Genomic DNA, 12947 nt, shown 5'->3' on the forward strand with positions numbered 1-12947 from the left:
CGCGGCGAATCCTCATCAAGGCCAGAGGCGGCAACGCCGCCTCGTTAACAGGCCGGATATATGGCAGCAACCTGTCCCTCATCAACAACGTCTGAGGCCTTGCAAGCGGGGAGGAGACCATATATGGATTCCGTGGCAAAAAAACAGTCTTTAAAGCTCCTGGCATAAGGTCATCCACCGGGCAATCCCGGCACTTCGGTATTTCTGCTTATGAAGGATGAAGTAGAAATGCCGGTCAAACTGCCGGTGGGGCACTTTCAGGGGCACCAGGCTGCCGCGTTTGAAGGCATCGGCCAGCACCACCTCTGACAGACATCCGATGCCCAGGTCCGCTTCCACGGCGCGCTTGATGGCTTCGGTGTGCTCCAGCTCCAGCAATACGTTCAGGTCTGGCAGCAGGCCGTGCATGCCGCGCTCGAAGCTCTGGCGGGTGCCGGAGCCCTGTTCCCGCAAAATCCAGGTGGCGGCGCGCAGGTCGTCGTCGGTCAGTTCGCCCTTTGCTGCCAGCGGGTGGGTAGGGGAGCAGAAGGCTACCAGCCGGTCTTCCCGCCAGGGGATCACTTCCAGTTCCGAGGCTTGCAGTTCGCCTTCAATCAAGCCGATGTCCAGCTCAAAGTCCCTGACCCGTTTTGCGATGGTGCTGGTGTTGGCCACTTCCAGCGATACTTTCGGCCGGGTAGGGGTATTCATGTATTGGGCCATCACGCCAACGGCCAGATAGTTACCTATGGTCAGTGTGGCACCCACTTTCAGGGCGCCTACTTCCGAGTGCTTGCTCAGGGCCTGTTCCAGTTCGGTGGCCTGGGCCAGCAGGGACTCGGCCTTGGGCCGGTACAGCCTGCCCAGCTCGTTCAGCTGCAGGCGCTTGCCTACACGGTCGAACAGCTGGATGTCGAACTGGTTCTCCAGTTCCTTCAGGGCACTGCTGGCAGCCGATTGCGACATGGCCAGGGATTCCGCAGCCCGGGTGATGTTCTGGAAGTGGGCGGCGGCAAGGAAGACTTCGAGCTGGCGGAAACTGTATTTCATGATTGGTCCGGCACTTTTGCTGCTTTTTTAATGGGTGGGGCCAAATTATCGATAAAATCGAACAGGTTTATGAGAACAGCCTGTTTTGTCGATTTCAAGCAAAAGGTTAAACTGGTTACCAATTGATGACTGACCGCAAATAATCTGGCGAGGGCTCCATGAGCAATATGATGAAAGAAACCGTGACCAGTGTGCATCACTGGAACGACACCTTGTTCAGTTTCAAAACCAGCCGGGACCCGGGCTTCCGTTTCAAGAACGGCCATTTTGTGATGATCGGCCTGGAAACCGATGGCAAGCCGCTGATGCGTGCCTACAGCATCGCCAGTGCCAATTACGAGGAAGAACTGGAGTTCTTCTCTATCAAAGTGCCCGATGGCCCGCTGACTTCCCGCCTGCAGCAGATCAAGGTAGGTGACGAGATCCTGGTCAGCCGCAAACCCACCGGCACCCTGGTGCTGGATAACCTGTTGCCGGGCCGCAACCTGTGGCTGATTAGCACCGGTACCGGACTGGCGCCGTTTATGAGCATAATCAAAGACCCGGAAGTGTACGAAGCCTTCGATAAGGTGATCCTCACCCACGGCGTGCGCTACGTGTCTGAGCTGGCGTACCAGCAAGAGATCGACGAATTGCCGGAGAATGAATTCTTTGGCGAGATGGTGTCCGGCAAGCTGCTGTACTACCCGACCGTTACCCGGGAGCCGTTCCGCAACCAGGGCCGCCTGACTGAAGCCATGAAAACCGGCAAGATCACGCGGGATCTGGGCCTGCCGGACTTCGATATAGAGCAGGACCGCTTCATGATTTGCGGCAGCCCGAGCATGCTCAAGGATACCTGCAACATCCTCAACGACATGGGCTTTAAAGAAGCCCGTGGCGGTGACATGGGCCACTATGTTATCGAGCGGGCATTCGTGGAGCAGTAAATGAAGCCACTGATTCCGTTGTTGCTGACAGCCATGCTGTTGGTCTTGTCCGGGTGTGATGCGGACCGGGACCCGGTGACGGCGGACTCGCTGGCTCTTAAGCCTGCCCAGCTGGACTGGGTGGGCCAGAAAATCTTCGCCAACGAATGCGCCAGCCGGTTCGACTGCCTGGTGCACTGGAATGAAGGCGAAGCCTTTCCGTCTCTGGGTATCGGGCACTTTATCTGGTATCCGGAGGGGGTAGAGGGTCGATTCACAGAAAGTTTTCCCCAGCTTATCCGCTACATGGTGCAACGCCAGGCCAACGTGCCAGACTGGTTGCGCAACCTCGAGCCCTTCGATGCGCCCTGGCCTGACCGGGCTGCGTTTCTCGCCCTGCAAGATTCTGCGAGGATTGCCGAGTTGAGAGAGTTTCTGGCAGGAACCCAGGGGCTTCAGGCGGAGTTCATTTTTCGACGGGCAGCGGAATCTCTGGGCAAGATCGTGGCGGCGGCTCCGGAGAATCGCCAGCAGCAGGTAAGTGCTCGCCTGGAAGCCTTGAGTGCCACCCCCGGCGGCGTATACGCCCTTATGGATTATGTGAACTTCAAGGGCGAGGGGCTGGCGGAAGGTGAGCGTTACCAGGGTCAAGGCTGGGGGCTGTTGCAGGTATTGCTGGAGATGGACGCGGCCGGTGATAAAACGGAACTGCAGTCGTTCCGGGAAGCCGCCGGCCGAGTGCTTACCCGGCGGGCAGAGAATGCCGGGAACCCGATTGAGCGGGAACGCTGGCTGCCAGGCTGGCTGAAGCGGCTGGAAACCTATCGGGAGCCGGCGGGCGGCCCCGAATCATAGCGGGACTTTCTTCAGTTCCGGTTCCTGTCCTGAACGGGCTTCCAGCCACCAAACGTGCGTGTCCCAGTCACCCAGAACAATCCTCCGGGCGGGTTCGCCGTTGGCTTCCAGGTCATGGATGGCCGGGCGGTGAGTGTGGCCGTGGATCATCAGCTGTACGCCATGATGTTCAAGCTCTTTCACCACTTCTTCGGGCGTGACATCCATGATGTCTTCGGCTTTGCCCTGATTCTTGGCCATGGACATCTGGCGCAGCTGTCGCGCCATCTGCTGGCGGTCTTCCAGTGGGCGGGCCAGCATCATTTTCTGCATCTGCGGATTGCGCATGTTGGCCCGGAACTTCTGGTATTCCACATCGGCGGTGCACAGGCTGTCGCCATGCATCAGCAGGGCAGGGGTGCCGTACAGGTCGATCACAGTAGGGTCGTCCAGCAGGGTGGCGCCGGCCCGCTCGCAGTAGTCATTGCCGATCAGGAAGTCACGGTTGCCGTGCATCAGGAAAATCTCTGTGCCACTGTCCCGCACTTCACGGAGTGCCGCAGCTACCTGTTCCTGCAGCGGCGTGCGTTCGTCGTCGCCAATCCAGGCTTCAAAGAAGTCGCCCAGAATGTACAGCTGCTCCACACCCATGGCGTGGGTTTTCAGGAACCCGAGAAAAGCGCCCGTGATGTCCGGGCGCGATTCTTCCAGGTGCAGGTCGGAGATAAACAGCGTGGTCACGCGTCCTCCAGAACCTCGGCCTTCTCGATAACCACGTCCTCGAAGGGAACGTCCTGGTGGCCGGCGTTCATGGTGGTGCGAACGGCGCGGATCTGATTCACCGTGTCCATGCCGTCAACAACCTTACCGAACACGCAGTAACCCCAGCCTTCGGCATTCTTGGCAGTGTGGTCCAGGAAGCCGTTGTCCTGCACGTTGATGAAGAACTGGGCAGTTGCGGAGTGCGGGTCCATGGTGCGGGCCATGGCGATGGTGCCGGTTTTGTTGCTCAGGCCGTTGTCGGCTTCGTTCTGGATCGGCTCGCGGGTTTTGCGCGGGGTCATGCCCGGCTCGAAGCCGCCGCCCTGGATCATGAAATTGCTGATTACCCGGTGGAAGATCAGGCCATCGTAGAAACCTTCACGAACATACTGCTCGAAGTTCTTGGCGGTTTCCGGCGCGTTTTCGTAGTCCAGTTCCAGTTTGATATCACCGAGGTTGGTTTTCAGCAGAATCATCAGGGCTTCCTGTAGTTTGAGGTCGGAATGATCAAAGTCGCTATTGTACTGAAGAGTTTCGTTGTGTGCATGAGTCCTGAGACTATTTGTGAGTATAATAGGCGGTTTCACGGAGCCTTCGGATTGCTCCCATGTTTCATCCCCCGTTGACAGAGATTGTATGAGCGCCGAGTCGAAGAAAGCCCACAACTTTATTCAAAGCCTGATCGAAGATGCCATCGCCAAGGGCGAGCACACCGGCACGGTCGTTACCCGTTTTCCGCCGGAGCCCAATGGTTATCTGCACGTTGGTCACGCCAAGTCCATCTGCCTGAACTTCGGCATTGCCGAAACCTTCGGTGGCGAATGCAACCTGCGCTTTGATGACACCAACCCGGAAAAAGAAAGCCAGGAGTATATCGACGCCATCAAGCAGGATGTCGAGTGGCTGGGTTACAAATGGGCAGACGAAGTACTCTACGCTTCCGATTACTTTGACCAGCTGTATTTATTCGCTGAAGAGCTGATCCAGAAGGGCAAGGCCTATGTGTGCGCGCTGAATGCCGAACAGATGGCTGAGTACCGGGGTTCCCTGAAAGAGCCGGGCAAGAACAGCCCTTACCGTGACCGTCCGGTGGAAGAGAGCCTGCAGTTGTTCCGGGATATGCGGGACGGCAAGTTCCAGAACGGCGAGCTGGTGTTGCGGGCCAAGATTGATATGGCTTCTCCGAACATCAATATGCGGGACCCCATCCTGTACCGTATTCGCTATGCCGACCATCACCAGACCGGCAGCAAGTGGTGCATCTACCCGATGTACGACTTCACCCATCCGATTTCCGATGCCCTGGAAGGGATTACCCATTCCCTGTGCACCCTGGAGTTTGAAGATCACCGGCCGCTGTACGACTGGGTGCTGGATAACATCACCATTCCGTGCCACCCGCGGCAGATCGAATTTGCCCGGCTGAACCTGAACTACACCATCACCAGCAAGCGCAAGCTGAAGCGGCTGGTGGATGAAAACGTGGTCGACGGCTGGAACGATCCCCGGATGCCGACTATTTCCGGCATGCGCCGCCGCGGTTACACCCCGGAATCCATCCGGAGTTTCTGCGACATGATCGGTGTGAACAAGGCCGGCGGTACCGTGGATGTGGGCATGCTGGAATATGCCATTCGCGAAGACCTGAACGACCGGGCGCCCCGCGCCATGTGCGTGATGCGCCCGCTCAAGGTGACCCTGACCAACTACCCGGCCGACCAGGTTGAAACCCTGACCCTGCCGGTGCATCCGCAGAAGCCGGAGATGGGTGAGCGGGAAGTGACCTGGAGCCAGACCCTGTACATCGACCGGGAAGACTTCGTGATCGAGCCGCCACGCAAGTGGAAGCGGCTGGCCCCGGACCAGGCGGTGCGCCTGCGCGGTGGTTACGTGATGACCTGCAAAGAGGTTGTGCGTGATGACAGTGGCGAAATTGTCGAGCTGAAGTGCGAATACGATCCGAACACCCTGGGCGTGAACCCCGAAGGCTACAAGCCTAATGGCGTGATTCACTGGGTGTCGGCCACTGATAGCGTTGAGTCAGATATCAATCTGTACGACCGTCTGTTCAACCACGAGAACCCGGACAGCGACAAGGAAGGCGACTTCCTGGACCACCTGAATCCGGAATCCCTGGTGGTGCTGAAAGGCGCGCGGGTAGAGAAAAGCCTGGCCGAGCCGCGTACCGACCTGCCTTACCAGTTCGAGCGGGAAGGCTATTTCTTCTGCGACCAGGAACTGACCGCCAAGGCCGGCAAGCCGGTGTTCAACCGTACCGTGACCCTGAGGGATTCCTGGGGTAAGGGAGGCAAGTAATGCGCATCTACAACACGCTGACGCAGCAAAAGGAAGAGTTCAAAACCATCGAGCCGGGCAAGGTGCGCATGTATGTGTGCGGCATGACGGTTTACGACTACTGCCACCTGGGCCATGCCCGGGTGCTGGTGGCCTTCGATGTGATTACCCGGTACCTGCGCCACCGTGGTTATGATGTGCACTACGTGCGCAACATCACCGATATCGACGACAAGATCCTGCGTCGGGCGGACGAAAACGGTGAGGTCTACACCGACCTGACCGACCGCATGATCCACGCGATGCACGAAGACGAAGCGCGTCTGGGCGTGCTGGCGCCCAATGACGAGCCCCGGGCAACAGCTTACATCGACGACATCATCGCCATGATCCAGACCCTGATTTCCGGCGGCCACGCCTATGCGGCGGACAACGGCGATGTGTACTTTGCGGTGGATTCATTCCCGGATTACGGCAAGCTCAGCAAGAAGAAGCTGGAGGACCTGCTGGCAGGTGCCCGGGTGGACGTGCAGGAAGCCAAGCGCAGCCCGGCGGACTTTGCCCTGTGGAAAGCCGCCAAGCCGGGTGAGGTGAGCTGGCAGTCGCCCTGGGGTGAAGGTCGCCCGGGCTGGCACATCGAGTGCTCTGCCATGTCCACCAAGTGTCTGGGTGATACCTTCGATATCCACGGCGGCGGCCCGGACCTGCTGTTCCCGCACCACGAGAACGAGATTGCCCAGTCCGAGTGCGCCACCGGCCACAAGTTTGTGCACACCTGGATGCACGCCGGCGCCATTCGTGTAAACAAAGAAAAGATGTCCAAGTCTCTGGGCAACTTCTTCACCATTCGCGAGATCCTGGAAAAGTACCCGGCGGAAGTGGTGCGCTATTTCCTGGTGTCCAGCCACTACCGCAGCCAGGTCGACTATTCCGAAGACAATCTGGCCGAAGCTGGCCGCACGCTGACCAAGCTGTATCACGCCCTGCGTGGCATCACGCCGGCGAAAGAAGCCGATGTGCCGGAATCCGACCATGATCGTCGGTTTGCCGAGGCTATGGACGACGATTTCAACACCGCAGGCGCCATTGCTGTGTTGCACGCGGTAGCTAATGACATCAATCATCAGCGCCGGGAAGGTGACGAAGAGGCTGCCAAGCGCAGTGCGGCCGTGCTGGTGCGTTTGGGTGCGGTGCTGGGCTTGCTGCAGCAGGACCCGGAAGCGTTCTTCCAGGCGGATACCGGCAGTGAGCTGACGGCGGAAGATATCGAGGCGATGATCCAGGCCCGCGCCGACGCGCGCAAGGGAAAGGATTTTGCTGAAGCAGACCGCATTCGCGATGAGCTGCTGGACAAGGGCATTATCCTGGATGACAGTCGGGAAGGAACCACCTGGCGCCGCGCCTGAGATCCGGTTGATACACATAAAGTCGCATTGTGCTGAGTGGGAATGACCTTGTAGGGATTTTCACGTACAATGCGCCGCTCAAATACTAATGCCCCCGCACCTGGTGCGCTAAGGGGGAGTCGGGAAACATAACCCATCGAGGCAAGCAACGATGACAGAACGCGTTCAAGTTGGCGGCATTCAAATCGCCAAGAATCTGTACGATTTCGTAAACAACGAAGCGATCCCGGGTACCGGCGTTGACGCTGAAAAATTCTGGGCCGAGTTCGACAAGATTGTGAACGAGCTGGCTCCGCGCAACCGCGACCTGCTGGTCAAGCGCGACGAGATCCAGGAAAAAATGGACACCTGGAACCGTGACCATAAAGGCCAGAAGCTGGACATGGCCGAGTACAAGGCCTTCCTGAAAGAAATCGGTTACCTGGTTGACGAGCCGGCGGATTTCAAAATTTCTACCGCCAACGTAGACCCGGAAATCGCCACCATGGCCGGCCCGCAGCTGGTTGTGCCGATCATGAACGCCCGTTTCGCGCTGAACGCTGCCAATGCCCGCTGGGGTAGCCTGTACGATGCCCTGTACGGCACCGATGCTATTTCCGAGGAAGGCGGTGCCGAGAAAGGCCGTGGTTACAACCCGGTTCGTGGTGCCAAGGTTATCGAGTGGGCCCGCAAACTGCTGGACGGCTCCGCGCCCCTGGCTTCCGGCAGCCATAACGATGCTGCCAGGTACTACATCGACGGCGGCAAGCTGGCGGTGAAACTGCAGAACGGTGAAGTGACCGGCCTGAAAGACGAGTCCGGCTTTGTGGGTTACACCGGCGCTGCCGATGCACCTACCGGTATTCTGCTGGTGAAGAACGGCATGCACTGCGAAATCCAGGTCGATGCCAGCCATCCGATCGGTAAAGACGACGGTGCCAACGTTAAAGACGTTCTGATGGAATCAGCCCTGACCACCATCATGGACTGCGAAGACTCCGTGGCTGCCGTAGACGCGGATGACAAGGTGTTGGCCTACAAAAACTGGCTGGGCCTGATGAAGGGTGACCTGGAAGAGTCCTTCGAGAAAGGCGGTCAGATGATGACCCGTCGCATGAATGGCGACCGCAGCTACACCGGCGCTGACGGCAGCGAAGTTAGCCTGAAGGGCCGCAGCCTGCTGTTCGTTCGTAACGTCGGCCACCTGATGACTAACCCGGCTATCCTGCTGAAAGACGGCAGCGAGATTCCGGAAGGCCTGATGGACGGCCTGGTTACGTCCCTGATTGCCATCCACGACCTGAAGGGTGACGGCAAGTTCCAGAACAGCACCAAGGGTTCTGTGTACATTGTTAAGCCCAAGCAGCACGGCCCGGAAGAAGTGGCCTTCACCAACGAATTCTTCGGCCGCGTTGAAGATGCCCTTGGCCTGCCGCGCTTTACCCTGAAAGTCGGCATTATGGACGAAGAGCGTCGCACCACGGTTAACCTGAAAGCCTGTATCCACGCTGCCAAAGAGCGCACCGTGTTTATCAACACCGGCTTCCTGGACCGTACCGGCGACGAGATTCACACCTCCATGGAGCTGGGTCCGTTTATCCGTAAGGGTGAGATGAAACAGGCGGCCTGGATCAGCGCCTACGAGCAGTGGAACGTGGACATCGGCCTGGAAACCGGCCTGTCTGGTGTTGCCCAGATCGGTAAGGGCATGTGGGCCATGCCAGACCTGATGGCTGGCATGCTGGAAGCCAAGATCGGTCATCCGAAAGCGGGTGCCAACACGGCATGGGTTCCGTCTCCGACTGCCGCTACCCTGCACGCCACGCACTACCACCAGGTGAATGTGTTCGACGTACAGAAAGAGCTGGCTAACCGCGAGCGGGCGTCCCTGGAGGACATCCTGACGGTGCCGGTGATGGAAGATCCGTCTGCCCTGACGGCCGAAGACATCCAGCAAGAGCTGGACAACAACGCCCAGGGTATCCTCGGCTACGTAGTTCGCTGGATCGATTCCGGCGTTGGCTGCTCCAAGGTGCCGGATATTAACGACATCGGCCTGATGGAAGACCGCGCAACCCTGCGTATCTCTTCCCAGCTGCTGACCAACTGGCTGTACCACGGTATCTGCACCGAAGAGCAGATCATGGAAACCATGAAGCGCATGGCTGCCGTGGTCGACAAGCAGAACGCCGGCGATGCCGGGTACCGCAACATGGCGCCGAACTTCGACGACAGCATTGCCTTCCAGGCGGCTGTGGACCTGGTTCTGAAAGGTCGCGAACAGCCGGCCGGCTATACCGAGCCGCTGCTGCACGCTTATCGCCAGAAGGCGAAAGCCAAGTACGGTCAGTAAGACCGGACACAAAAAACCCCGCCTCGGCGGGGTTTTTTATGGGCCTTGCAGGCTACAAGGGGGTCGTACCCCCGGCGGGGGTACGACCCCACCCTTCTGTAAGCGCCGGTCTCCGAAGAATCTAGACCTCCGAATGCAGCACATCCGCCGCATACAAGGTGTTCTCCAGTAGCGTGGCAATGGTCATGGGCCCCACACCACCGGGAACCGGGGTGATGTAAGCGGCCCGCGCGGCTGCCGCCTCAAAGTCCACGTCGCCACACAGTTTTCCGTTGGCCATCCGGTTAATGCCTACATCAATCACCGTAGCGCCGGGTTTTACCCATTCGCCCTTGATGATGCCGGGTTTGCCCACGGCGGCGACCAGGATGTCTGCTTCGCTGACAAACTTTTCCAAGTTGTCGGTAAAGCGGTGGCATACGGTGGTGGTGGCGCCTTTGAGCAGGAGCTCCATACACATGGGGCGGCCGACGATGTTGGAAGCACCCACAATCACCGCGTGCTGGCCTTTATAGGGTGTGCCAACGGAATCCAGCAGGGTAATCACGCCGGCCGGTGTGCAGGGGCGCAGGGCGGGCTTGCGCTGCATCAGGCGGCCGATGTTGTAGGGGTGAAAGCCGTCCACATCTTTATCCGGACGGATTTTTACCAGGATCGGGTCTGCGTCCAGGTGTGAGGGCAGGGGAAGCTGTACCAGGATGCCGTCTACCGTCGGGTTTTCGTTCAGCTCGTCTACCAGGGCTTCCAGAGCCTGCTGGGAGGTGTCTGCGGGCAGGTCGTAAGACAGTGAAAGGATACCGGCCTGTTCGCAAGCCTTGCGCTTGTTGCCTACATAAACCTGCGAGGCGGGATCGTTGCCGACCAGGACCACGGCCAGGCCTGGTACACGAAGCCCCTTCTGTTTGCGGGCTTCCACGCCGGCAGCAACCCGCTGCCGGACCTGTGCGGCAATGTCTTTTCCGTTAATCAGTTTGGCGCTCATGTTTCCGTCTTGTCGGTTGGGCATGAATAGTGGTGAAGTGAGGCCGCGCATTGTCTCATGCTTCGGCGTGAACGCCAATGTAGCTTCCCGGAGGGAGCTTTTGCCGGGGCAGGCAGTCTTCTGAATCAACGTTATACGCAGGTTTTTTAAAATCCGTGTTGACGGATGCCTCAGGCGCCGGTAATATGCGCGCCAACTTTGCTGAGGCACTTGTTGTTCAGTTAACGGGGTATAGCGCAGTCTGGTAGCGCGCCTGCTTTGGGAGCAGGATGTCGGGAGTTCGAATCTCTCTACCCCGACCATTTTTCTGGATGTTCAGGTGGGCGAACGGTCAAGCGCCCGTAGCTCAGCTGGATAGAGCATCCGCCTTCTAAGCGGATGGTCGCAGGTTCGAGTCCTGCCGGGCGCGCCATACTGCTCGAAGCAGGTTGGCACCGGACTCGCCGAACCAGCAAAGTTGAAGTAAGCAGATGCGTACCGTAAGGTACCTCCCTGATGTGGTGGACGTAGCTCAGTTGGTAGAGCTCAGGATTGTGACTCCTGCGGTCGAGGGTTCGAACCCCTTCGTCCACCCCACTTTTCCCCTTGTTTGTTTCCGCGGTTCTGACCTTCCCGTTCCGGGATCGGTGCTGCGACGGATGTGCGAGAGTGGCGGAATTGGTAGACGCACTGGATTTAGGTTCCAGCGGGGCAACCCGTGAGAGTTCAAGTCTCTCCTCTCGCACCACCCTTTCTTTTTTCTGATTTGTCCCCATCTTTTGTCCGGTCCGGTTGTGGTACTGGTCTCAATCCGTTATTCCGGCGTGTCGGGTGATTCTCTCGGCAGGGTAAACCGTGATAAACTACCGGCCTTTAATTTTGCGTCCCTTTGAGGTGAACCGCTTCATCCGGGATTTTGTTTTAATTTTCATTCACATACAGAATCTGTAATTTGAGGATCTTCCATGCAAGTGTCTGTTGAAACGACCTCCAACATCGAGCGTCGCATGACGATTGGTGTGCCCGCCCAGGAAATCGACCAGGCGGTCCAGAAACGCCTGCAGGAAACTGCCCGTACTGTTCGCCTGAACGGTTTCCGCCCTGGCAAGGTGCCCATGAGCGTGGTCAAGCGTCGTTTCGGTGACAGCATCCGCCAGGAAATCGTTGGCGAGGTTATGCGCGACAACTACATCAAGGCACTGCAGGAGCAGGACGTTAACCCGGCCGGCTGGCCGCGGTTCGAGCCGAAGACCATGGAAGAGGGCAAAGACCTCGAGTTCGTGGCTATCTTCGAAGTGCTGCCGGAAATCGAACTGGGCGACCTGAGCAAGGTTGAAGTCGAGAAGCCGGTGTCTGAAGTGACTGACAAAGACATCGATACCATGATCGATAACCTGCGTCGTCAGCAGGCCACCATGAAGGAAGTGAAGCGCAAGTCCAAGAACAAGGACGTTGTGACCATCGACTTCAAAGGCTCCATCGACGGTGAAGAGTTTGAAGGCGGCTCCGCTGAAGGCCATCGCCTGACCCTGGGCTCCGGCCAGATGATTCCGGGCTTCGAGAAGGGCATTGTTGGCGGTAAGGCCGGCGAAGAGCTGGAAATCGACGTAGAATTCCCGGCGGATTACCACAACGAAGACCTGGCCGGTAAGCCTGCCAAGTTCGCCATCACTATCCACAAGGTTGAAGAGCCCCAGCTGCCCGAGCTGGACCAGGAGTTCTTCAAGCGTTTCGGTATCGAAGCCGAAGACGAAGCCGCCTTCCGTGAGGAAGTGAAGAAGAACATGGAGCGCGAGCTCAAGCAGGCGGTTTCCAACAAGGTCAAGAACGACGTTGTTGAAGGCCTGCTGGCTACCACCGAGCTGGACATTCCGTCTGCCCTGGTAGACCAGGAAATCGACCGTCTGCGCCAGGACGCTGTTCAGCGTTTCGGTGGCCAGGTTGACTTCCAGCAGCTGCCGAAGGAAATCTTTGAAGACCAGGCCAAGCGCCGCGTGAAGACCGGCCTGCTGTTCCAGGAAGTGGTCAAGAAGAACGACCTGAAGGCCGACGACGCCAAGGTTGAAGAGAAAATCCAGGAAATCGCTTCTACCTACGAGCAGCCGGACGAGGTTATCGCCCACTTCAGCAGCAACCCGGACCAGAAGGCCCAGGTTGAGTCTTCTGTACTGGAAGATGCCGTGGTTGACCACGTCCTGGCCCAGGCCAAGGTGACCGAGAAGAAAATGAAGTACGAAGAAGCGGTAGCCGCTGGTCAGCAGCAGCGCTGATCAGGCCCGGGCCTGGTGCCCGGTGCCGCTTTCTGGAAACAGCCGGCGTGTCCGGCTGTTTTCATCTGGGCTTACTGCTGGCAGAGTATAAGTATTCAGGGGTGTCCTGATCGCCGATTCAGGATATCCTCCGCAGAAGTCCATGCCCAT

At 58.3% G+C, this 12947-nt stretch carries 10 protein-coding genes and 4 tRNA genes; 10 read left to right on the forward strand and 4 right to left on the reverse strand.

The window, feature by feature from the left end; translation table 11 throughout:
* Positions 1-150 precede the first annotated feature (150 nt).
* Entirely contained in the window at positions 151-1029 is an 879-nt protein-coding gene (locus tag H3Z84_RS00960; RefSeq protein ID WP_199455935.1) for a LysR family transcriptional regulator, read from the reverse strand.
* Between the two features lie 158 nt (positions 1030-1187).
* Here H3Z84_RS00960 and H3Z84_RS00965 point away from each other — a divergent pair, with 158 nt between their 5' ends.
* Together H3Z84_RS00965 and H3Z84_RS00970 are read left to right on the forward strand one after the other, a co-directional pair.
* On the forward strand, positions 1188-1958 hold the full coding sequence (locus H3Z84_RS00965) for a ferredoxin--NADP reductase (RefSeq protein ID WP_199455936.1): 771 nt from the start codon (positions 1188-1190) through the stop codon (positions 1956-1958).
* Positions 1959-2792 (forward strand): hypothetical protein, encoded by an 834-nt coding sequence (locus H3Z84_RS00970; RefSeq protein ID WP_199455937.1) that lies wholly within the window; start codon positions 1959-1961, stop codon positions 2790-2792.
* On the opposite strand, the gene H3Z84_RS00975 is transcribed toward H3Z84_RS00970, so the two are convergent.
* Positions 2787-3512, reverse strand: coding sequence for a UDP-2,3-diacylglucosamine diphosphatase (locus H3Z84_RS00975; RefSeq protein WP_199455938.1), 726 nt, complete (start codon positions 3510-3512; stop codon positions 2787-2789). The two genes, H3Z84_RS00970 and H3Z84_RS00975, sit on opposite strands and share 6 nt — an antisense overlap.
* A complete protein-coding gene (locus H3Z84_RS00980) occupies positions 3509-4009 on the reverse strand; it encodes a peptidylprolyl isomerase (RefSeq protein ID WP_058340083.1) in 501 nt (166 codons plus the stop codon). Before H3Z84_RS00980 ends, H3Z84_RS00975 begins: the two co-directional genes overlap by 4 nt.
* Before the next feature lie 160 nt (positions 4010-4169).
* Between H3Z84_RS00980 and H3Z84_RS00985 the strand changes: the two genes are divergently transcribed.
* The 3 genes from H3Z84_RS00985 (at position 4170) to H3Z84_RS00995 (ending at position 9566) form a co-directional block, all read left to right on the forward strand.
* Complete coding sequence (locus H3Z84_RS00985; protein ID WP_058340082.1) at positions 4170-5849, forward strand: glutamine--tRNA ligase/YqeY domain fusion protein; 1680 nt, start codon at positions 4170-4172, stop codon at positions 5847-5849.
* Complete coding sequence (cysS, locus tag H3Z84_RS00990; protein WP_058340081.1) at positions 5849-7234, forward strand: cysteine--tRNA ligase; 1386 nt, start codon at positions 5849-5851, stop codon at positions 7232-7234. Before H3Z84_RS00985 ends, cysS begins: the two co-directional genes overlap by 1 nt.
* Positions 7235-7385: 151 nt before the next feature.
* A complete protein-coding gene (locus tag H3Z84_RS00995; RefSeq protein WP_199455939.1) occupies positions 7386-9566 on the forward strand; it encodes a malate synthase G in 2181 nt (726 codons plus the stop codon).
* A 121-nt stretch (positions 9567-9687) separates the two neighbouring features.
* On the opposite strand, the gene folD is transcribed toward H3Z84_RS00995, so the two are convergent.
* On the reverse strand, positions 9688-10548 hold the full coding sequence (gene folD, locus H3Z84_RS01000; RefSeq protein ID WP_058340080.1) for a bifunctional methylenetetrahydrofolate dehydrogenase/methenyltetrahydrofolate cyclohydrolase FolD: 861 nt from the start codon (positions 10546-10548) through the stop codon (positions 9688-9690).
* Positions 10549-10773: 225 nt separating this feature from the next.
* Between folD and H3Z84_RS01005 the strand changes: the two genes are divergently transcribed.
* The 5 genes from H3Z84_RS01005 (at position 10774) to tig (ending at position 12797) form a co-directional block, all read left to right on the forward strand.
* Positions 10774-10850: transfer RNA gene (locus H3Z84_RS01005), tRNA-Pro, on the forward strand.
* A 33-nt stretch (positions 10851-10883) separates the two neighbouring features.
* Positions 10884-10960 (forward strand) — tRNA-Arg (locus tag H3Z84_RS01010).
* 88 nt (positions 10961-11048) lie between these two features.
* Positions 11049-11124 (forward strand) — tRNA-His (locus H3Z84_RS01015).
* 66 nt (positions 11125-11190) lie between these two features.
* A tRNA-Leu gene (locus H3Z84_RS01020) sits at positions 11191-11275 on the forward strand.
* A 217-nt stretch (positions 11276-11492) separates the two neighbouring features.
* The gene (gene tig, locus H3Z84_RS01025) at positions 11493-12797 is read left to right on the forward strand and encodes a trigger factor (protein WP_199455940.1); all 1305 of its coding nucleotides are present in this window, start codon (positions 11493-11495) and stop codon (positions 12795-12797) included.
* Positions 12798-12947: the final 150 nt, after the last annotated feature.

The sequence above is a fragment of the Marinobacter sp. bablab_jr003 genome, assembly GCF_016464245.1.
Lineage (GTDB): Bacteria > Pseudomonadota > Gammaproteobacteria > Pseudomonadales > Oleiphilaceae > Marinobacter > Marinobacter vinifirmus.

Coding starts and splice junctions, on each gene's coding strand:
- H3Z84_RS00960 (WP_199455935.1), bottom strand. CDS start 1,029: ATGAAATACAGTTTCCGCCAGCTCGAAGTCTTCCTTGCCGCCGCCCAC.
- H3Z84_RS00965 (WP_199455936.1), top strand. CDS start 1,188: ATGAGCAATATGATGAAAGAAACCGTGACCAGTGTGCATCACTGGAAC.
- H3Z84_RS00970 (WP_199455937.1), top strand. CDS start 1,959: ATGAAGCCACTGATTCCGTTGTTGCTGACAGCCATGCTGTTGGTCTTG.
- H3Z84_RS00980 (WP_058340083.1), bottom strand. CDS start 4,009: ATGATTCTGCTGAAAACCAACCTCGGTGATATCAAACTGGAACTGGAC.
- H3Z84_RS00985 (WP_058340082.1), top strand. CDS start 4,170: ATGAGCGCCGAGTCGAAGAAAGCCCACAACTTTATTCAAAGCCTGATC.
- cysS (WP_058340081.1), top strand. CDS start 5,849: ATGCGCATCTACAACACGCTGACGCAGCAAAAGGAAGAGTTCAAAACC.
- H3Z84_RS00995 (WP_199455939.1), top strand. CDS start 7,386: ATGACAGAACGCGTTCAAGTTGGCGGCATTCAAATCGCCAAGAATCTG.
- folD (WP_058340080.1), bottom strand. CDS start 10,548: ATGAGCGCCAAACTGATTAACGGAAAAGACATTGCCGCACAGGTCCGG.
- tig (WP_199455940.1), top strand. CDS start 11,493: ATGCAAGTGTCTGTTGAAACGACCTCCAACATCGAGCGTCGCATGACG.